Origin of the sequence: Bacteroides sp. AF25-5LB, assembly GCF_003602965.1 — a bacterium.
Lineage (GTDB): Bacteria > Bacteroidota > Bacteroidia > Bacteroidales > Bacteroidaceae > Bacteroides > Bacteroides uniformis.
On the sequence record NZ_QTMC01000004.1, the window covers coordinates 136,821 to 158,453 of the forward strand.

The 21,633-nt window shown below is 49.5% G+C and carries 14 protein-coding genes and 1 pseudogene; 14 read left to right on the forward strand and 1 reads right to left on the reverse strand.

Going from position 1 to position 21,633, the window contains the following annotated elements; genetic code table 11:
- The first annotated feature begins 12 nt into the window (after nt 1–12).
- From DWY57_RS06255 to DWY57_RS06310, 12 genes and pseudogenes are all read left to right on the forward strand, one after another.
- On the forward strand, nt 13–606 hold the full coding sequence (locus DWY57_RS06255) for a DUF2625 family protein (RefSeq protein WP_009316581.1): 594 nt from the start codon (nt 13–15) through the stop codon (nt 604–606).
- Between the two features lie 270 nt (nt 607–876).
- Nucleotides 877–6,492 carry a DUF4253 domain-containing protein gene (locus DWY57_RS06260; RefSeq protein WP_117515205.1) on the forward strand — a complete coding sequence of 1,872 codons (5,616 nt, stop codon included), beginning with the start codon at nt 877–879 and terminating at the stop codon, nt 6,490–6,492.
- A gap of 31 nt (nt 6,493–6,523) precedes the next feature.
- Nucleotides 6,524–7,399, forward strand: coding sequence for a DUF4261 domain-containing protein (locus DWY57_RS06265; protein WP_009316579.1), 876 nt, complete (start codon nt 6,524–6,526; stop codon nt 7,397–7,399).
- Nucleotides 7,400–7,428: 29 nt separating this feature from the next.
- Complete coding sequence (locus DWY57_RS06270) at nt 7,429–8,760, forward strand: SWIM zinc finger family protein (RefSeq protein WP_004328519.1); 1,332 nt, start codon at nt 7,429–7,431, stop codon at nt 8,758–8,760.
- Nucleotides 8,747–10,222 (forward strand): DUF5691 domain-containing protein, encoded by a 1,476-nt coding sequence (locus DWY57_RS06275; protein WP_004328518.1) that lies wholly within the window; start codon nt 8,747–8,749, stop codon nt 10,220–10,222. The genes DWY57_RS06270 and DWY57_RS06275 overlap by 14 nt, the downstream gene beginning before the upstream one ends.
- 14 nt (nt 10,223–10,236) lie before the next feature.
- Nucleotides 10,237–11,316 (forward strand): annotated as a pseudogene (locus DWY57_RS06280) (AAA family ATPase).
- Between the two features lie 28 nt (nt 11,317–11,344).
- Nucleotides 11,345–13,567: a DUF5682 family protein gene (locus tag DWY57_RS06285; protein ID WP_119961476.1), complete on the forward strand. Its 2,223-nt coding sequence runs from the start codon at nt 11,345–11,347 to the stop codon at nt 13,565–13,567.
- Between the two features lie 14 nt (nt 13,568–13,581).
- Nucleotides 13,582–14,712 (forward strand): VWA domain-containing protein, encoded by a 1,131-nt coding sequence (locus DWY57_RS06290; RefSeq protein ID WP_004328515.1) that lies wholly within the window; start codon nt 13,582–13,584, stop codon nt 14,710–14,712.
- 6 nt (nt 14,713–14,718) lie between these two features.
- Entirely contained in the window at nt 14,719–15,144 is a 426-nt protein-coding gene (locus tag DWY57_RS06295) for a tetratricopeptide repeat protein (protein ID WP_004328514.1), read from the forward strand.
- Nucleotides 15,145–15,165: 21 nt separating this feature from the next.
- A complete protein-coding gene (locus DWY57_RS06300) occupies nt 15,166–15,789 on the forward strand; it encodes a hypothetical protein (protein ID WP_004328513.1) in 624 nt (207 codons plus the stop codon).
- Between the two features lie 152 nt (nt 15,790–15,941).
- The gene (locus DWY57_RS06305; RefSeq protein ID WP_004328512.1) at nt 15,942–16,682 is read left to right on the forward strand and encodes a hypothetical protein; all 741 of its coding nucleotides are present in this window, start codon (nt 15,942–15,944) and stop codon (nt 16,680–16,682) included.
- Between the two features lie 6 nt (nt 16,683–16,688).
- Nucleotides 16,689–17,621: a hypothetical protein gene (locus tag DWY57_RS06310; RefSeq protein WP_118147086.1), complete on the forward strand. Its 933-nt coding sequence runs from the start codon at nt 16,689–16,691 to the stop codon at nt 17,619–17,621.
- Between the two features lie 507 nt (nt 17,622–18,128).
- On the opposite strand, the gene DWY57_RS06315 is transcribed toward DWY57_RS06310, so the two are convergent.
- A complete protein-coding gene (locus DWY57_RS06315) occupies nt 18,129–19,187 on the reverse strand; it encodes a LuxR C-terminal-related transcriptional regulator (protein WP_119961477.1) in 1,059 nt (352 codons plus the stop codon).
- 294 nt (nt 19,188–19,481) lie between these two features.
- On the opposite strand from DWY57_RS06315, the gene DWY57_RS06320 reads away from it, so the two are divergent.
- Nucleotides 19,482–20,711 (forward strand): DUF3575 domain-containing protein, encoded by a 1,230-nt coding sequence (locus DWY57_RS06320; protein ID WP_119961478.1) that lies wholly within the window; start codon nt 19,482–19,484, stop codon nt 20,709–20,711.
- Nucleotides 20,708–21,628, forward strand: a complete 921-nt coding sequence (locus DWY57_RS06325; RefSeq protein ID WP_004328506.1) for a DUF5119 domain-containing protein — start codon at nt 20,708–20,710, stop codon at nt 21,626–21,628. Before DWY57_RS06320 ends, DWY57_RS06325 begins: the two co-directional genes overlap by 4 nt.
- Nucleotides 21,629–21,633 lie beyond the last annotated feature (5 nt).

The window sequence follows — 21,633 nt, forward strand, 5'->3', positions numbered from 1 at the left end:
AAAATAAAGACTATGAACGATGAAATGTTTCAGAGAATACTTGATGAAATAAAAAGTTCGTCAAAAACGATAAATGTGCTGCCTCTGGATGAAGCAGCAAGGCAGGCAATGAAAGAGAAGTACCGGATCAAGAGCGGTAGCCTGATGGCTGCAATCCTTGAAAACACAGGTGGTATAGTCATTGACAACTGGATAAGGCTGTACGGTTCGGGAGAACTAAACTTTGTCACTAGAAACAGTCTGTTCCCGTTCAACGAGATAGTGATCGGCGAAGACATACTGGGAGGATTGTTCATCTGTCTTGACGACGGCAATATCGGCTATTTTGCCCCCGACTGTCTGGAGATGGAAGATATGGAGATAAAATTTGGACAATTCGTCTATTGGTGTCTGCATGGCGATACGGATAAGTTCTATACCGATTACAGATGGGACGGCTGGCAGAACGATGCTTCGAAACTGAAGAGCAGTGAGGGCGTAGCTTTTTATCCTTTCCTTTGGGCTGAGGCGGAAAGTCTGGAGAGCAGAGTCCGAAAAGTCGTTCCGATGGATGAAATCCTGAGACTTCAGTTTGCCTTTCTGGGCCAGAATGACAAGAATGAGTGAATTCATTGCTATCCTCTGACACAAAGCTGCAAATGCGCTTAAATTCCTCATGATTTTCATGGGAGGGGGATTTTTTGTGTTACGGAAGAACTTGTACCCCAATGTAGTGAACTGACAAAATGTTGCTAAACTATGATTAAAAGCATGGATTTCCATGTGGAAGGCGTATTGTATTACAATAGTGCCAAATTTCTGTTATTATTAACAAATTAAATGTGACCAGTTGGAATAAAATCGGTATCTTGCATTTATAAACAAAATAATGAAATTATGGGACTTGGATTCACCATTCACACTAAAATCAAGGATATTGAAAAGTTTCAACAGACTGTAGAAAGTCAGGCTGTTGAGTCCGGTTATAATGCAGAGCACGATGAATCATCTTCGACGGTAAGTTTTTGCAGGCTGGGCGACTTGTTCCTAAATTATCAACATGAGGGAGAAGGAAATACAGACAACGTCATTTCCGTAAACGGAGACTGCCAGACCAACATGCTTGGTCCCGGCTTCCACAAGGCAGCAATAGAGTTCATCGACAGACTTCAACAGGCGACCCGTACCCGGTTTGAGGTTGAAGACGAGACGGACTATTACACGGAAAGGGACTTTGAGGCCATGAAGAAGAAACATTTTCACAAGTGGCTGGCCAAACTGTTTGAAATCATCCAGGAGCAGAAGGACAAAGGCAGCACGTCTTTGTTATTCTGTTGGGATATCAATAAATATTACCCTCAATCAGACAACGGCATTGTCATTTCACCTTTGGGTTCTTTCTGTCTTTCAGAGGTCGTTAGGCGTATCCGGGAAGAAGGAATCGAATCTTTTGCCGATGATTTCTTCATCTGGAACAATTCGGAACGTGATGCACGTTTTCATAGAGGCATGGCCCTGAATGCCATGTGGGAGGACTGCTATTTCATGCCGTCAGAAAGAAGTGAAGAAGATGCCCGTATCAACGGGTACATCATAAGCGAGCTGGAAACGACAGCATCACTTGACCCGTCTCTTCCTTTCCCCAAAAAGGAATACGAGGAACTTTGCAGACTCCATGGTTGTGTTCCTGTCCCGACTGACGGGATACCGCCCTACGAAACGGAATTTGCCATCGGCTACCGGCGCGGAATTGTCAACCATAAGGTCGGGAAGATCAGGTTCAGCCTACCGGGCAGCTATCTCGAAGATACGGATGAAGGCACCCTCGTCTATTATGATGCGGCTGCAGACAACTGGCACACGGTTAGATGCACCGGATACTCTACCGATGGTGAGCCGGATTTCCTTGATGTGGAAGAGGAAATGATTGAAGAAAGGGAATTTGACGGCGGAAAATACCGCCTCTATGACATGGGTATCGACCAAGATTCAGAGGATGAAGAACCTTATCCCGTTTACAGCTGTCATGCACTGTGTCCCAACCAGTACACCCTCTTCACGTTGTGTGCCTCCCGGTTAGAGGACCTGAAAAAACTTTCAAGTGAATTCCTCCCGACTTTGGTTGCAGACCAGCCTATAGAACCGGAAAAAAAGCAAATCATATATACCGGAGAGAACATGAATGACGAATTGATGGAGCAGATAGACGAATGGCACAAGGCCGAAAAGCATCAGGAAATCATCGATGCACTGGAACAGATTCCGGAAGCCGAACGGGATTTTGAAACGACCGGCTTTCTTGCAAGGGCGTACAACAATATTGAGGAATATGCCAAAGCCGCGGAACTGCTCGAATCCGTCAGGGAGGAAGGCGCTGAAGATGAACGGTGGAATTTCAGAATGGGATATGCCCAGTATTTTCTGAACAATTATCGGGAGGCCCTGGATTATTTCAGCAAGGCAAGGGAACTTAATCCGGAAGATGAATACACCCTGAGTATCATCCGTCAGTGCAATATGCACTTGCCGTTAACCAGACGAGTGAAAGAATTCTGGAACTGGTTTGTAGAAAACGAAGAAAAGCTGTCTGGCATGATGAATCCGAAATCCATGGAGGAAGCTGATGCCTTCATGGAGTTTATCAGTAAAGGAACCAATCTGATATCGGAAGACATGCACTTCAATATCGGAGGTGACCATGAGTTCACGTTCTCGGTCGAAGGATGGCCGGATCTCTTCATCATCTATCCTTACATCATATCCTGTATGCCGGAGTGTCTGAAAGGCAAATGGAAGTTCTTCCCCTTCAACCCGGGCAAGGTCGGGTCTTTCGCATACCGTGTACACGATACCGATGTCGATATGGGCAAGATCATGGTAAAAGCATCCTATGACGAAAAAAGAGAAAACTTCAACATCAGGTATTACGACAAAAATCTTTGTGCCTTACCGGAAGAAAATAGTGACGGAAACTTTCATGTCATTTTGGAACTTGTACTGGGAGAAGGTGTCTCATTCAAATATGTCAATGGTATAGAAAGAGCGTCAGGCATTGAGGAAGGCATGATTGCCTTGTCCGGGTTGAGACAGCACATAGAGGAAACCGTGAAATCCCACGGCCATGAATTCTTCGAGAATCCGAAGGACGTTTATACGGGATATCAACTGACCCCGAAGGAAAGTGATGAACTGCGCTTCGATGTGATAGTAGGATCTACCTGTCTGAGCTCCATCGTAGCTGACTATTATCATGGTTCAACCGAGATATTTGACCATGCCAACGGTTTCGGTGCACAAGCTCTTTACATAGTCTTCCAGAATGGTGCTGGCGAAGATAATATATTGAACTTCCGTCATGATCTTGAAGACAGGATAACAGAAGAGATTCTTGAACCGGGCAATCTCGGTGTGATAACAGGGGGTGCAACCGGAACGGAATACAGCTATATCGACCTGTTTGTCTATAACCAGCAAGTATTTATCTCAACTTTGCTTCCTTTGCTTGATGAGTATCCTGAGTATTCTTTCTACCTTTCCGAATTCTGTAGGCAGGGTCAGTTATGTAGACTTTCAGACAGCGAACCATGGAAAGGAGAAAGTCCTGATGGCATTTCGTACAGTCCGGGAGATGATACATTCTTCAGTCAGATAGAAGAGTGGAATGAGAAGGACGAATACACGAAGTCTATCAGGGCTTTGGAGGCAATACCTGAAGAGCAACAAGACTACAGGATAAAAATGTTGCTTGTAAGTGCATATGAGAATTATGCCATTATCGGTGACAATGATGAAGGAACAGAACGCTGGAAAGGAGACAGAGTTCTACTAAAGGCAATAAGACTTATGGAGACCGTGCGTGACGAAGGTGAGAAAAATGCGAACTGGAACATGCGTATGGCATACGCATACCAATATCTTATGAGACAAGAAGAAAAAGCGATAGAATATGCCAAACGCTGGGCGGAACTTGATCCGGAGGACAGCAGTGCCAAGGAAGTCATCGAAGAGTGTATGGAGGAGATTTCGAAGCGGGAGAACAGTTCAAACGTGAAGGAATCCGATACAGTGGAGCCATGCGCCACAAGCAACACGCATATTGAAACAAGAGAGACTGAAAATATCGAACTAAGGGATAAGAATATGGACAACAGACAGAAAGAAGCAGCTCTGGCTGCAATGATAGCCTGGCTCTCGCACTCGCAGGAGTTGGGACATAAGCCAGCGGAGATCGAGTGTACGGGAACATTCGTACTGCACGATATGACCTACTACATTTTCAAATACAAGGATACCAAGGACAGTGAATGGCTGCTGGGCGTGAATGGTGGATACGAAGGAGACAGCTTGTCAGACTGCGGCCATACCTTCAGTGAGATGGAACCCTATGACGAAAAGACGGCTGTCAAGGATGCTACGGCCCTTGTCGAGATGGTGCGTTCCTACTGGATGGAACAGGCAAAGCAGGCCGAGGAACGTGAGAAAAAGGCCGGCACATTCGTGGGATTCGCCTTGCTCTCCGACAACAGCTGGGACAAGGAAAAATACATCAGAGATCTGAAAGAACAGTGGGACATCACCGCTGAAGAGAAATCTGACGAGGAACGGAACCCCGAGTCACTGGTCTTCGACGTGGGTGACATGATGGCGGCGGTAAGCCTGATGCCTGCCCCCGTACCTAATGGCGAAGCCGAAGAATGCGCGAAGAACAATTACATGTGGTCGGAGGCCGAAAAAACAGCCAAAGAGCATAAGGCTCACATCATGGTTGCCGTTATCGGCAAAGAGGAGTCCCTGATCGAAAGAGGTAAACTGTACGTGAAGCTGTTGTCTGTCTGCTGCCACCAGAAGAATATAACCGGTATCTATACCAGCGGTGTCGTTTTCCAGCCCCGTTTCTATGAAGGCTTTTCCGGAATGATGAAGGAGGATTCGCTGCCTATATACAACTGGATATGGTTCGGGCTTTACCGTACCGAAAAGGGAATCAGCGGCTACACCTATGGAATGGAGTGTTTCGGCAAGGACGAAATGGAGGTCCTTGACGTGGATGCCGACCCGTCAAAGGTGAGAGACTTCCTGGCCAGCATGGCAGGATATGTTCTGGAATACGATGCAGTTCTCAACGACGGAGAAACCATAGGCTTCTCTGCTGTCGATAAACATAGGATAACACGTGGACAGGGTGTTGCCCTTCCGGACAAAGTGACTCTGAAAATCTCATACGGCAGCGAAGACGATGCCGATGGCGGTCCCGATTTCCCGGATGACACGGATGAAGTGATGGACGATGCGGAAGGCCATCTGGAGAAGTTCAAAGAGAAGGATCTGCCGTTAGATACAATTACGGCCTACAATCATCTGGCAATATATCTACGCTGGTGCATGGTAAATGACCTTATGAGGGATGATTTTCTTGAACAGTTCGGAGACCTTGTGTCCCGGATCAAAAGCGGCTCGGCCGATGATGACCTGAGGGTGTTCATAAAGGACAACCTGAACGGGCAGCTTACAAGATTCCTGTTCAATAAACAGGGCCGTGCATTTGCCGACTACTATTATGGCAGTTACTATGGCGCCAACGAAACTCCATTTTATCCCGGAGACATTGACAACCACGCCCTGGATTATTTCGGTCCGGAAAGGTATCATTCCGATGAGTTCAAAGAGGAAGCATACCTGTTTGTCCCGTATGACGAGGATTATTACCAGGCAATGTCACAACGCATAGACAGACGCTTCGCCAACTGGCAGGGGCTGCATATAGACAAAGATACCGTTGAGCCAGACGAACTGGCCCGTGCCTTCATGGATTATCTTGATTGTGAATGCACCTATTTCCCATCCATGAGTGACGATGACCCTATCATGTCAGCCTATACCTATGCCCAACGGCTCGGCGTGCGGGAAGGCTTCATCCCCGTTCTGGTCAATGTCGATGAAGGTTTGTGGGAAAACATAATCGGGAACTCGGATCCTGACAGCGAAAGCTCGGATGATTACACATTCAACCGGGAAAAAGTCAATGAATTCCGCAGAAGGCTGCTTGAGGCTCCTGTCATGGACGGGAAATCCATCCTTGACAAGCTGACCGGGCAGGACAACGATGATATTGATGAAGAGCCTGAAGGCGGATTCGACAACAACCGTTATTCGAGCTACTGGAATACCGATACGAACATGACGCATCCGCTGATCCTTGCCCGTATTCCGGTCACGGAGCCGTGGAAAATATTCGCGTACCTGCCATTCGGCAACTGGAACGACTGTCCTGCAAACCCCGAACTGATGGCCATCTCAAAGTATTGGTACGAGGAATACGGTGCTGTTCCGGGAACCTTTACCAGCGACCAGCTGGAGTATGAACTTCCAGCTCCCGTTCCGGAAGACAGAGCAATGGAAGCCGCAATACAGCAATATGCTTTCTGTCCGGATATGGACCAGAGCTGTGACGGCATAGGCAGTCTTGCCGACACGTTGCGTCAATCCAGAATATGGTATTTCTGGTGGGATTAACCGATTCTTTCACATTCAAAAGCATTTCAATATGAATCAAGTATTTCAACAAGACCTAAATACAAAGGAACTGCAGCCCGGAGGACCTTTACTTATAAACCTTCTGTTCAAGGAACCGGTTGAATTGCCGGATACGCAGAGGGTGGCTGATGTATGCCGGAAGCATTTCGGCAATGTAGAATGCCGCGAAGGTGATGACAAGTCTGTCTTCATCACAGCTTTGGACCACATGGTGGAGTTTGAGGACGGGAAAGCACCCGTGCAGTTCCTGATGACTTCGTGCATGGACTTTGACGGAAAGACCGTGGACGACTTCACCCGGAGCCAGATGTGGGACTGCCAGGAAAGCCGTGACCGTATCCTTGAGGAATGCCGGTACAGTATGCTCGCTACGGACTTCCTTGCCCGCGGCCTGTCTTCTCTGGAACGTGCCAATCTGGAAATGGACTACCTTGAAGCGCTCGCCGAACTGTTCCCGTCCTGCGAAGCGTTCTTCTTCAGCGGCAGCGGGAAACTGTTCGAGGCGGAGGAAATCCGCGGCAATCAGATAGAAGGTCCTGACCGGTTCATCCGCTATGCCGTAAACGTCCGTTTCTTCACGATTCAGGGTTCCGACGACATGCTGGTCGATACACTCGGGATGAACACGCTGTTCCTGCCTGACCTGCAGTACCACTTCCGCGGACTTGATCCGAACTGGATAGTGAACCATGCCTACAACGTGGCTTCCTATCTGCTTACAAGCGGCAACGAAATAGATTCGGGAGAAACCATCGATGGAATCAAAGACGGTGATATGGACCGCAGCATCCAGTGGAAATGCCAATACGAAGACGCGCTGATACAGCCCAAGCGTCCCGTACTTGACATCAACACGGGAGAATATGCAGCCGGGAACAGGGAATGATTTACCAATGACCAATTAACTTGTTGCGTATGCCATTGAACTTGACAGAAGAACAGATATTGCAGCTCGCTCCCGACGACTCATCTGTAAAGGCCGGCAAAGGACTTGCGACCTTGAGCAAATGGGTACTGAAGGAATGCAGCGGACGTGCCGTCTGGGGTCATTGCCAGGGAAGCGGAAAGAATCCCTACCAGACGGTGATAGACTTGAATGACATTGCGTTCAAGTGTTCCTGCCCGAGCCGCAAATTCCCGTGCAAGCATGGGCTTGGCCTGCTGTTGCTGTACGCCCGCCAGCCTGACCAGTTCACGCAGGCGGAAGAGCCGGAATGGGTGACGGCGTGGCTTGCCAAAAGAACGGAGAAGGCCGAAAAGAAGGAGCAGAAAGCCAAAAGCGAAACCCCTGTGGATGAAGCGGCTCAGGCCAAGAGGCAGGAGAAGCGGCACCAGAAGGTACTGGGAGGCATATCCGACCTTGAGGTATGGATGAAGGACCTGGTGCGCAACGGATTCCTGAATGTTCCGGAACGTGCCTATACCCTGTTTGACAACATGGCCCGGAGGATGGTGGATGCCCAGGCACCGGGACTTGCGGGGAGACTGAGAGCCATGGAGGCTATAGACTTCGACTCGGAAAGCTGGAAATCCGACCTGACGGAAAGCATGGGCAGGCTGTACCTGCTCATGCAGAGCTACAGAAACATGGACGGCCTTCCCGAAGAATGGAAGGACGAGATACGCACGCAGATCGGATATCCCCAGTCCAAGGACAACGTCCTTGCCGGAGAGCCGGTGGCGGACAGCTGGCTCGTGCTTCACAAGCAGTCCCGTAAAGTCAACGATATCAATACCGACATCTACTGGTTTTACGGAAAGGAAAGCAGACTTTTCGCCAGATACCTGAGTTTTGCCGTTGCCGGTACCTTTTCCACCGAGAACTGGATTCCGGGCAGTGCCTATAAAGGGGCGCTATGCTTTTACAACGGCACGGGTACATGCCGGCGTGCATTGTTCCGGGAGTCCGTACTCGCGGAAGAAAACTTTGTGCCGGCGTGCAGCCCTAACCTGAAGCAGGCTGCCGCGGTGTACCGCACGGCCATGCTGACGAATCCGTTTTTCGAGGACGTCCCCCTGCTTGTGGATGACGTGAGGGTTGCCCGTAACGGGAAAGACTACACGCTGCTGGACAACGCGGGCAATGCCGTCCGTGTGGCGATGCCCGAGGAAACCTTCATCGACATCCTCGCCATTACCGGCGGCAATCCGTTCGCCTCGCTGGTCATTGTAAACGGGGATATATGGGAACTGAAATCCATTTGGTACAACAAAGAATATCATACTTGGAGAGATGAACGTAACTGAACCTATCATACAGGCTGCACTGCTTGGAACAGCCAACCGTGAATTCGTTCCCGGAGCCTTTCCCGAGTCCCTTCAGACTCTGGTTGACGGGATCCACGGGAAAGCCGAAGACACGGAATCGTTCCTGTACATGACAGCCGCATCCGCCTTCGCCTACAGGCGTGCCGGATGGGAACCGGCCGGAGCGGAAGGCATTGTCCCCGTGAAAACAGCCCCGGAAGAGGAACTGCCGTATTTCGACAAGGACCGGAGTCAACTCTTTTCCAGACTCCACGGTACACGCTATATGCTAGCCTACGCCTACCGTCTGGCGCAGGGGTCGGGAAAAATCATTTCGCCCGAATACCTCCAGCCGCTTATCCGGCGTGCCTATGACCGCAACAATCCGTTGCGGTTTGAAGAACGCAGGCTGCTGAAAAATCTCGTCGGGAACAGAGGCTTATGGCTGATCAGGCAGATGGGCCTTGTCGGAGAGGAATGCGGGATCACCGATTCTTGGGATACGGCCACCCACGGCGAGCGTAAGGAGATGCTTGCCAGATTCAGGCAGCAGGATTCTGCCGCAGCCCTTGAACTGCTGCGGAAAGACTGGAAGAGCGAACCGGCCAACCAGCGCAACGAGCTGCTTGAATGTCTCCGGATAAACATCAGCAAGGCCGACGAGCTCTTCATACAGGAAGTGCTGGAGTCGGACCGCAGCTCCATTGTCAAGGAAACGGCACGGAAACTTCTGTGCATGATTCCCGATTCAGCCATGGTGATGCGCTGCTGCGAACTCCTGCGTGGACATATCAGACACAACATGCTTACCGGATGGTCATACGACGAGATCGGATACACCCCGGAGATGAAGGCCATGGGGCTGTCCGAGGTAAGCTCCAACAAGAAAGAGGGCGATTCCGAATTCATCCTGAGGCAGCTCGCCGAACGGGTGCCTTTGAGTTTCTGGTGCGAGGTATATGGCTGCGGTAAGGAAGAGGCCGCGAGAAAATTCGCCAAGCATCCCCCTTTCAGGAAGTTCCTGGAGCTGGAGGACCCGATACTCAACTTCTCGGACGGGCTGTGGGCTTTCCACACCCTGAAGGAAGACCCTTCCTATCTGCGCAAGCCGGAACTCGTGGCGATGCTCACTCCCTCCCAGCGGGAGGAAATCAGCTGGCCGGAAACGGTCCGGGATTTCGGATTCATACCCGACTCATGGTACGGCAACGACTACGAGGCATGGGGCCCGAAATTCTCTTCCAGCGTCATGTCTTGGATTCTGAAAAAGGATTACCTGTACTATGCCGCAGACATGGCGGAACGGCTTGCCATGCATATCCCGTCACATCTAAGGAACCTGATCAAGGCCAAGGCCGCCTCTTCGGCGGAGGCTTCGCCGTCCATGAACGAGTTCTGCTCGAAGATGCTGGAATTCATGGATCTTAAATCTGAAATAGACACTTTGTTAAATGAAAAATAAATATTGATATTCATATGAGCACTTTACTGAGACAACATGCCGAGCAACAGTTTGCAGAGGAACTTCATGAACTGAAAAAGAACGAGACCAACCCGATTCCCGAAAACTGGGAGATGTCACCCCAATCCGTGGTCACCTACCTCATGGGAGGGATACTGAAGAACGGTTTTGAGGTTTCACCGAAATACATAGGCAACCGCCGCCTGATGGAGATTGCCGTGGCCACCCTTGTCACCGACCGGGCGCTGCTTCTGTACGGTCTTCCCGGTACGGCCAAGAGCTGGGTCAGCGAGCACATGGCGGCAGCCATATCAGGCGATTCGACGCTGATAGTACAGGGTACCGCCGGAACGGGAGAAGAGGCCATCCGCTATGGCTGGAACTATGCCCGTCTTCTCGCCGAGGGGCCGAGTGAGGGTGCCCTGGTATAGACCCCGGTGATGAAGGCGATGCAGGAAGGCAAGATCGGCCGCATTGAGGAGCTTACCCGTATCGGTTCTGACGTGCAGGATACGCTCATCACCATCCTTTCGGAGAAGACCCTGCCCATCCCCGAGCTGAACAAGGAGGTGCAGGCCATCCGCGGATTCAACATCATAGCCACGGCCAACAATAGGGATAAAGGTGTGAATGACCTTTCAAGCGCACTGAAACGCCGTTTCAACACGGTCATCCTCCCGTTGCCCGACACGCTTGAGGAAGAAGTTGACATTGTCCGCCGCCGCGTGGAGAGCTTCGAGAAAGTGATGCAGCTGCCGGCAGAGAAACCTGCCCTTGATGAAATCCGTCGTGTCGTCACCATTTTCCGTGAGCTGCGTCAGGGAGCCACCGGCGACGGCAAGACGAAGCTCAAGAGCCCGAGCGGCACACTGAGTACGGCAGAAGCCATATCCGTGGTGAACAACGGCCTTGCCATGGCCGGCTATTTCGGTGACGGCCAGATCCATGCGGAGGACCTCGTTTCAGGCATCCTCGGTGCCGTGGTGAAAGACCCTGTACAGGACAAAGTGGTATGGCAGGAATACATGGAGACAGTGGTCAAGAACCGTGAGGGCTGGAAAGACATCTACAGGGCTTCAAGAGATATGATTTGATTGACGTATTTTGCATGAGACAAGTAATATGACAGACATTCATCTATTGGGAACACGTCATCACGGGCCGGGCTCCTGCCGGAACATCCTGCAGGAACTTGAGCGTATCCGTCCCGACCTCATACTGCTTGAGGGACCGGCGGAGGCCGAGGCTCTCATGCCGTTCGTCTCCTACGGGCAGATGAAGCCTCCGGTAGCCCTGCTCGGCTATCAACCCGATGTGCCGCAGAATGCCGTATTCTATCCGTTTGCCGACTTCTCGCCGGAATGGCAGGCTTTGCGCTATGCTCTCCGGGAGAATGTCACCTTACGCTTCTTCGATCTCCCGCTTGCCCATTCCCTTGCCTTCGAAGCGGAAAGGAAGGATGGCAACGAGCCTGTAGAAGCGGATGATGAAGCTATTAAACAGCCGGGTGATCCGTTTGACCTGCTGGCAGAAGCTGCCGGCTATACTGACGGTGAATCGTGGTGGAACATGAACATAGAACAGCGCAGAGACGGCAGCGGCATCTTCGAGGCCGTCAAGGAAGCTGTGACCGCGCTCAGGGAAGCCCTCCCGGAACATACCTCCCGCAGGAACCTTGTCCGTGAAGCGTGGATGCGTCGCATGATACGAGCGGCCCAGAAGGAACCTTTCGGGTGCATAGCCGTAATCTGCGGGGCATGGCATGTCCCGGCACTGGAGAATATGCCGAAGGTGAAGGATGACAACGAGCTGCTGAAAGGGCTCCCGAAGGTAAAGGCGGAATGCACGTGGATTCCGTGGACGTATGACAGGCTCACCTTCCGCAGCGGTTACGGGGCCGGCATAGACTCTCCGGGATGGTATCATTACCTGTGGCATCATCCGGAAGATGACGGCACCTGGTGGGTCAGCCGTATAGCGGCCCTTCTGAGGAAGAAGGACATGGACATCTCGGTGGCCCACGTAATCGAGACAGTCCGTCTGGCGCAGACGACAGCTGCGTTGCGTGGATTGCCCGCCCCGACGCTTGAGGAATACAACGAGGCGGTGACCACCGTAATGGGCTTCGGGGACGATATGCTGCTGCAGCTCGTCAGGGAATCGCTCATCGTGGGCAACTGTCTGGGCAAAGTGCCGGAAGCGGTACCCAAAGTCCCTCTCCTGATTGACGTGGAACGGCAGCAGAAACGCTTGCGTGTTCCTTTCACGGCGGAAATAAAGGAGATGACACTTGACCTGCGCAAGGAGACCGACCTGGAACGCAGCCTGTTCTTCCACCGCCTGGCCCTGCTTGACATAGACTGGGCCAAGCCGGAAACCGCAGGCGGCAAGGGTACTTTCAAGGAAAAATGGAGTCTTTACCATAGACCGGAACAGATTGTCTGCATCATAGAACGGGCAGTCTGGGGCAATACCGTGGAGGAAGCCGTGCAGAAGTACGTCTCCGACCGCATGACCGGAATCACCAGAATCCCCGAACTGACGGGACTTCTTGACCGGGTCATTCCGGCCAACCTTCCGGAGCTTGTGGAAGCGATGACCATCCGTCTTGACCGTCTGTCGGCGGCATCCACAGACATTGTGGAGATGATGGAAGCGGTTCCCGACCTGGTGAACATCGTCCGTTACGGCGATGTCCGCAATCTGGATTTCAGCAAGGTGGGCAACATGCTCCGGGCCATGGTGGCACGTATCCTTGCAGGAGGTCTGCTCGTCTGCATCAACATCGACGAGGAGGCAGCCGGAGAACTTCTTGAACACCTGTCGGCTACCAACTATGCCGTATCCACGCTTGATGACGAAGAGCTGAACGGCATGTGGTATGGGTTCGTGCAGCAGATCCGCAATTCATCAGGAGCGCATCCGCTGCTCTCCGGGTACGCGGCACGCATACTCTACGACAAGGGCAGGATATCGCGTGAAGAGATGCGTGACACCTTGAGCTTCTATTCATCGGTGGGCAACGCACCTTCCGACATCGCATACTGGTTTGAGGGATTCCTGCGTGCATCAGGTTCGGTACTGCTGCTGGACGACAACCTGTGGCAGCTCGTGAACGGCTGGCTCTGCGGTTTGAGCGACGCAAATTTCATAGAACTGCTGCCGGTGATCAGACGTACATTCAGCAATTTCACTACAGCCGAGCGCCGCAAACTCGGCGAGAAGGCCAAAGGATTCGAATTGAACGGAACCGATACCGGAATCGCCTCCGGGGAACATTCCTGCAATGACGGGGATGCATCCAAAGTAATACCCCTGCTCGGCAGACTTCTGGGAATCGGATAAAAAAGGAACAGAACATGGAAACAGAATATTTGAAAAGATGGCGTATGGCTCTCGGCGGGAATGCCGCTGACGGGACGGGTGTAACGCTGACGGTGGAAGAACAGCGCCTTGACAGTTCGCTGGAAGCCGTCTATGACAGTGACCGCCGCGGCGGACTCGGGTCGTCGGCCCCAAAGGTAAGCCGCTGGCTTGGCGATATCCGGGAGTTTTTCCCACAGACCGTCGTGCAGGTCATCCAGAGGGATGCCATCAAGCGTCTGCATATCGATTCGCTGCTTACCGAGAAGGAGATGCTGGCAACAGTTGTCCCTGACGTACATCTGGTAGCTACACTGATGTCACTCGGCAGGGCCATTCCCGAAAAGAACAAGGACATGGCCCGTCAGGTTGTACGCAAGGTCGTGGATGACCTGCTGCGGAAGCTCTCTTCCCCGACCCAGCAGGCCGTCACCGGTGCTTTGAACCGTTCGGCGAGAAGGCGCAATCCCCGTTACAACGAGATAGACTGGAAGACGACCATCATAAAGAACCTGAAGAACTACCAGCCCCAGTACAAGACCGTCATTCCGGAAGTCAGGATAGGCTACGGCAGAAAATGCAAGGCTCTGAAGGACATCATTCTCTGTCTCGACCAGAGCGGTTCGATGGGAACCTCTGTCGTATATTCCGGCATCTTCGGTTCGGTACTGGCCTCCCTGCCGTCCGTCAATACGCGTATGGTGGTGTTCGACACTTCGGTCGTTGACCTTACCGATGACCTGCAGGACCCGGTTGACCTGTTGTTCGGTGTCCAGCTCGGCGGAGGAACCGACATAGCCAGGGCCCTGACTTACTGTCAGGGTGTGATCACACGGCCGCAGGACACTGTGCTGGTACTGGTGACCGACCTCTATGAAGGCGGTGACGAGAAGGAGATGCGCAAGCGTTTCGCCTCCATTGTGGCCAGCGGTGTGCAGCTGATTGTGCTTCCGGCCCTGAACGATGACGGGGCGCCCTGCTACGACAAGCGTAATGCCGAGTATCTTGCCGGTCTGGGTGTTCCCACATTTGCCTGTACGCCTGACAAATTCCCCGACCTGATGGCTGCGGCATTGAGCAAGCAGGATATCGGGATGTGGGCATCAAAGAATATCAAAGAAAAATAGAGGAATATGGAACTTTCAGATGAACTGTACGACAGAATCGAAGAACTGTCAGAAACGGGAAATGAGGCGATGGAAAGCGAAGATTACGCGAAAGCCATCTCCTGTTTCCAAGAGGCACTGGACATCCTTCCTGAACCGAAGGAAGACTGGGAAGCATATCTCTGGCTCGTCGGCTCAATCGGTGACGCCCATTTCATGATGGGGAACTACGGCAAGTCGCTGGAGTTTTTCCGCAAATGCTACAATATCGGAGAGACAGACAATCCTTTCATCCTGCTGCGCCTTGGCGAGAACTATCTGGAAATGGAGGATGAAACCAATGCAACTGAATTTCTTCTCCGCGCCTATATGCTCGAAGGGGAAAAGATTTTCAAGGAAGACTGGAAATATTTCCAATGGCTGTCCGGGCATGTGAATCTCAAACAAAAATAATAACAAAATTATACGGCACTCATGAAAAAGGAAATAACAGACAGAATCAGGCTACTGGGCGGCAACGTAGCAAACCTGAAAGGGAATTCACTGAAAGAGGATCTCTGTGCCATTACATTCGATACGGCCTTGTTCCTTAAACCGGTGGACACGCCCTGGCTGGCTGCCGAAGATACAGAGCCGATTGAAGGTTTGGGCGATTGGGTGGATGAGCATATGGAGTTGTTCAATTCTGACAGGGAGGCGTTCTATAAGGAAATGACAGATACGTTCTTTACCTTGGATGAAGAACCTCGCCGCCAACTGTTTTGGGTTGCCAGACCATTTACGCCATTCCAAAAAGGGACACCGGATTTTGAAGAATGGAATGGTTGGTTTACGGATAATGCAGAGCTGGGTGAAATCATCAAGTATTCAAATTGTGCCACTCCGGATTTTGTAGAGCTGCTTTATACGGACGGTTATCCCAATTACTATCTCATCTGCCTGTCAGATAACGACCCTGAGAATCCTGTCGTCTGGAGTACGGATCATGAGGAATTTTTCACGGAAGTAACCAATGAGGGACGACTGAATGATTTTCTCGACAGGTTCATGACTAAGGAGGAATTCCTGAAATTGGTGAAAAGTAAACTTGAAGAGTGAATATAATAGTTGGATTAATGCTTTATTTTATAGCAAAGCTATAAGAATGGAGAAATTTCTTCAAAATAAATATAATAAGCGGTTTGCCCCCCCCCTGAAAATCAGTTTGCCACAGAACATTATCAACCTCGAAAAATAAAAATATACGACATATGAATAGAATGTTGATACTATACATTTTTTTGTTGCTTTGCGGCACGGTTTCCGCACAACAAACAGTAGAATGGAATGATTTGCAGCCCCTGACGGATGATGCACACCGCACAGTATATTATAAAAAAGACAGTAAACGGCCGTTGCAGGGAAAATATCGCATTATACGAGGGCTTGACGAAGAACACGTGAAACTTTCAGACGGCATGATAAACGGTGACTATCATCGCTACCGTGACGGGGTATTGCGTGAGTCGGGCATATATGTCAAGGGCAAGCGTAACGGTACATTCACGGAATACTACCAAGACGGCGTTACTCCCCGAAAGGAAACACCCATACTACAAGGCAAGATAGACGGAACTGTAAAGACCTATTTCCGTAACGGAAAAATAGAGATAGAAAAGGAGTACAAACAGAGTGTGGAGAACGGGCGGGAACGTCGCTTTGCCAACAAGACGGGTAAGCAGATTTTTGAATCTCATTATATCGACGGGAAAAAAGATGGCGAGGAATGGGAAATCTTCGAGGACGGCCGCGCAATACGCAGCAAGACTACATGCCACTACCGTAATGGAAAACTCGACGGTTCGTATCGTGTGGAATCAACATGGGAGGGTAAACCCTATATAACCATTGAGGGACAATACACCGACGGTGAGAAATCAGGGCAATGGATACAGCATAACTATCAAGATAATACCCAAACCTGCACATGGCATGGTGAAGGTGGGGCTTAAACTTAGATGAAAACCGTCATCATAACACTACTTTTGACGGCTGCATCGGTCATGAGTTGCAAGCCGCCTATGCCTCCGACAGACAATGAGTCCGCCTGCACATCTTCATGCAAACAAGACCAACGGACAGCGGATGTTATTGGCGAAGCGGATATAATAACGGGGATTGCTTCCGATGATTTTCCCTCCCTTTTCATACAAGGCAATCATTTCCAGTTCCAACGCAAGAATGGATTATATGCTCCTTTGGGTATTGGGTTCATGGAGGTCATAGCCGAGCAGAACCCCGTCATACCATTATACCGGACAGCAACGTGCAAGGAGCCGGAAGATAGCATTGCACTGCATCAGTATCCGTTTGACAAGGATATTGCCGAGCGGAAAAGGAAGGATGACAATCCGCAGGAATGGCAGGACGGACAGAATAACGCTTCATGCAAAGATGGCAGATATTACTATCGTTACTCTTCGGAATCAGATACGTTAATGCCCTTGGCATGGAGATCCGGAAGCAACATACATGAATACTTAGAAGAGACGGCAAGTCTGATCTACACTTTTCCCATGCTCCGTTTTAGAGTGTTGGGCTTAATGGCGGGAAGGGCTGAAATTGTACTGAACGAGGAAAGCGGAAAAACGGCATGGATCAACTGTTCATCTGGGCAGATTATGATGCATGGAAACAGGATGCAACGCAACCGCAGCCTCATGCGGATAAATGGTATTCCAGCGAAAAGAACGCATGACTTTGACACCTACTATATCTCTTGGGAAGACTATCTTCGCATGGTGACGGTAGTCTGCTTCAAGGACAATACAGAAGTCCGAAAACCGTTTGAGGTACAAGGCGATACAATAAAGAGTGAACAAGGCTGGAAATTATGGAAACAAGGAGAAGGGCTACTGATAAAAGATATTATAGAATACTACCTTGAATAATGTCGGCTGCCGGACAAACGCCGGGGAACTCTTTCGGGCGGGACGGGGCGCGGGAAGTTTCGGCGAACAGCCGAAGCCCCGTGTGTCAAAGTGCAAGCGCAAGATAGTGAAAACCCTTTCACCCACGTTAGGGATTGCAGGGGAAAAGCCACAGCATAGCGAGGACTTGTAGCGGAAAGCCCGACCCGAAGGGGGAACGCCCAAACAACCACCCGAACAAACTGCTTTTTGGCAAGGATTGCATTTATGGAAAAATACGAAGTAGATTATAGTGAGTCATCCTATTTTGTTTTTTAATACAAACAATGCGATTTCGCCCAATAGCAAAGTCAAAAAGCTACCTATCCAAAGATAATAACCTGTTGACAAATGAAAAACTCCAAGAGTGCTTTCAATGCCCCGGATGAATGTTCGGGGGATTTTTTTTCTTTTGGGCGTTCCCGTGGGACGGTCGGGCTTTACGTTTCAAGTCCTCGCCTAAAGGCTGTGGGCTTTACTCTGCAATCCCTAACGCATGGCTGAAAAGTCCTCTTGCCGGTGTTCTTCTTCATACAGCCTCATGCGTTCTTGTAATGCTTCTTTTAAATTGTCGCTTTTTTTCAGTCCGAGTTTGGCACGTATGTTCGCCCGTTGGCTGGTTATGTTTCCGCTACTCCGATGTAATAATTCGCATATTTGGCTGACGGTCTTGTCTTGCAGTATTAAACGGCAGATGTTTAATTCGGACGGGGATAAATAGGGATATATTCTCCTGATCGTATCAAGTTTACTTTTTTCCTTTTTCTGGTGTGCGGCAAGGGCTGTAAAAAGATTTTCTTTGGATTGTTCCCCTATTATGTTTAACAGGGAGCTTGTCTTTTCTTCCGGGTTATTCTCGCTTAACAACTCGGCGAACGCGAATAGTTCTTCCTTTTTCATTTGGAGACGTTTCAAAAGCATTTCCTCTTCCTCTTTTAGCAAGTTGCTACTTTTTAGCAAGCTGCTGATATTACTGTGTAAGGATCTTCCTAATAAGGGGATCATGGTGTATATGATGATGATCAAAGGCAGATAACTGTATAGGAACGGTTCGTCGGTGATAAGTGTGCAGATTGTATAGGAAGCTATGGTAAGGGAGGACAATAGGATGGAGATATTACTCATATAGGCACAGATGGAAAGCATGGTAAATAAGAGAGAGATAGTAATGTTACTCATTATCAATGCTCTTTGATAACTATATTCATATCCGCTACATATTGAGCAATAAATTATTTCGATAAAAATCTCGATATGTATGGCTATCAGTATAATGGAAAAGGTCGTGGTCAGATTTACTCTCTTTTTAAAATAAGCGAGAGTGCACATAATGATAAACAGGAATAATACGCTGTTAATATAATAAAACTGTTCATTGGGAAATGGAACTGAATATATGTATATGGGTGCGCATAAGACCAGCATGAGCAGGGATAGATGAAAGACTCGTTTTTGTTGATACGTTATTATCATTTCTCTTTCTTTTTTGTCGTAAGTTTGAGTTTTTATTGAACTTAGAAAAGAGGCGGCTTTTGTGCTGAATATCATGTATTTTATTGTTTTAAGTGTTATTAAGTATGATGTTTCTTGCAAAGATAACTGTTTTTTTGTATGTTTAAGTACTTTTCTTTATGATGTTAAGTATTTTTAGTTGTTGTGTAAGCATGATTGGCTGCTGTGGTAAGTGTTGTAGTTGTTGTGTGGTCGTCTTTTTAAGTATTTATAAGTTTAAAATATTTGTTTTTTGCTTTGGAAGCTGGTTTATAAGTGTGTATTTTTGCGGTCGAAATTCAAGGGGGTGTAAAAGCCTGGGTTTGGATTGTCATATTAACAAATGATTAAATGACGAAAAGAGGTTTTTATATTAAATGTGTATTGTTCGTGCTCGTGTTGAGTATAAGCGGAGAAATATCCGCTCAGGAGAAGCGTGATTCGGTAAGGATCTATTTTCATCAAGGAAAGGTAAATATAGATACATGTTTACTTGACAATGGGAACGAGATGGAGCGGTTTGCTAAAATCTGTTCCGCATTGAACGACTCCGTCCGTCTTATCAGGAAAATTCAAATAATAGGAGGAGCTTCCCCGGAAGGAGGGGGGCTGTTGAATGGAAGGCTGTCTGAAAAACGAGCAGAGGTTTTGTGGCGGTATATATCACCTTATATAAAGATTCCGGTATTGGAGAAGGATTTTCATTTTTCGGGAAGCGACTGGAACGGACTTATAACGATGGTGAGAGCGGATGTGAATGTTCCGGAGAGGGAGGATGTCCTTCGTTTGTTGGAGAAGATCGTCCGTTTGGAAAACCAGGACAGCCCTTATTTGGGGGGAGAACTGAAAAGACTGAAAGGGGGGAGGCCATACTCATATTTGTATAAATTCCATTTTCCGAAACTTCGTTCGTCGATGGTGAAAATATGCTATGATAGTGATCCGATAAATCCCGTCAGAGATACGGTATATATACATACACGTGATACGTTGTGCATCCGTGATACCGTTACCGTCATAGCTCCGGTAAAGAAACGGCCGTTTTGCATGGCGGTGAAAACAAACTTGCTTTATGACGCTGTTTTGATACCTGACATCGGGGTTGAGTTCTGTTTGGGGAAGAACTGGTCTGTGGCCGGGAATTGGATGTATGCCTGGTGGAAAAGTGATCGGAAGCATAATTATTGGCGTATCTATGGGGGAGATGTGGAGTTGCGCCGCTGGTTCGGTCGGAGAGCGGTGGAAAAACCGTTTTCCGGGCATCATGTCGGATTGTACGGGCAGATCGTCACCTATGATTTCGAATTGGGTGGGAAAGGTTACTTGGGGGATAAATGGAGTTACGGGGGAGGCGTGGCTTACGGCTACTCGTTACCTGTGGGACATCGGTTCAATGTGGATTTCACGTTGGGAATCGGCTACCTTGGAGGATCGTACAAGGAGTACATCCCTTTGGACGGTCACTATGTATGGCAGACCACTAAAAAACGCCGCTGGTTCGGCCCGACCAAGGCGGGTATCTCTTTGGTGTGGTTGATCGGCCGTGGCAACTACAACGAGAAGAAAGGAGGCAGGCAGTGATACGGATACGCTTTTGTCTGGTGTTCATATTTTTATGGATAGGACTGACGGCTTGTGAGCATAAGGATTTATGTTACGATCATCCGCACTTTGCCAAGGTGCGGGTAGTATTCGACTGGACCAAGATTTCCAATCATGACAAGCCTGAAGGCATGAGGGTCGTATTTTATCCGACCGACGATGAAAGCAACACGTGGATATTTGATTTCCCCGGAGGAGAGGATGGGGAAGTGGAGCTCCCCGAGAATGATTACCGGGTAATTTGCTTCAACTACGATACCGACGGGATGGTTTGGAAAGAAAACGGCAGTTACACGCTTTTTACTGCCGATACGCGTGATGTTCAGTCGCCGGATAACCGGACAATGGCTGTCACCCCACCCTGGCTGTGTGGCGACCATATAGACAGAGTTATCCTCAAGGACATTCCGGGAGGAAGCGCGGAGATAGTACGGCTAACTCCCGTAAACATGGTATGTCACTACACGTATGAGGTGAACGGTCTTCGGGGACTGGATAGGGTGGCGGATTTGCGGGCTGCTCTTTCCGGCATGTCCGGCTCGCTTAACATGTCCGGCGACAGTTTGCCCGCCGGTCTTTCGGAGAGCCTGCTCTTTGATGGAATGGTTTCACGGAATCAGATTATAGGCGGATTCTATACGTTTGGACATTCCGCACTTGAAGGAGAGCCCAATGTTTTCCGGCTGTATCTCAAGAACCGTTCCGGCAGCATGTCTGTATTGGAACAGGACGTGAGCGACCAAGTGCATGATGTCCCGGTAGCGGGGCATGTCGGTGATGTGCATCTGGTGTTGAATTTTGATTATGAGGTACCATCCGAGCCGGGAAGTGACGGTGCGGGATTTGATGTGGACGTTGATGATTGGGATGATGTGAATATGGATATAGTGTTGTAATACGA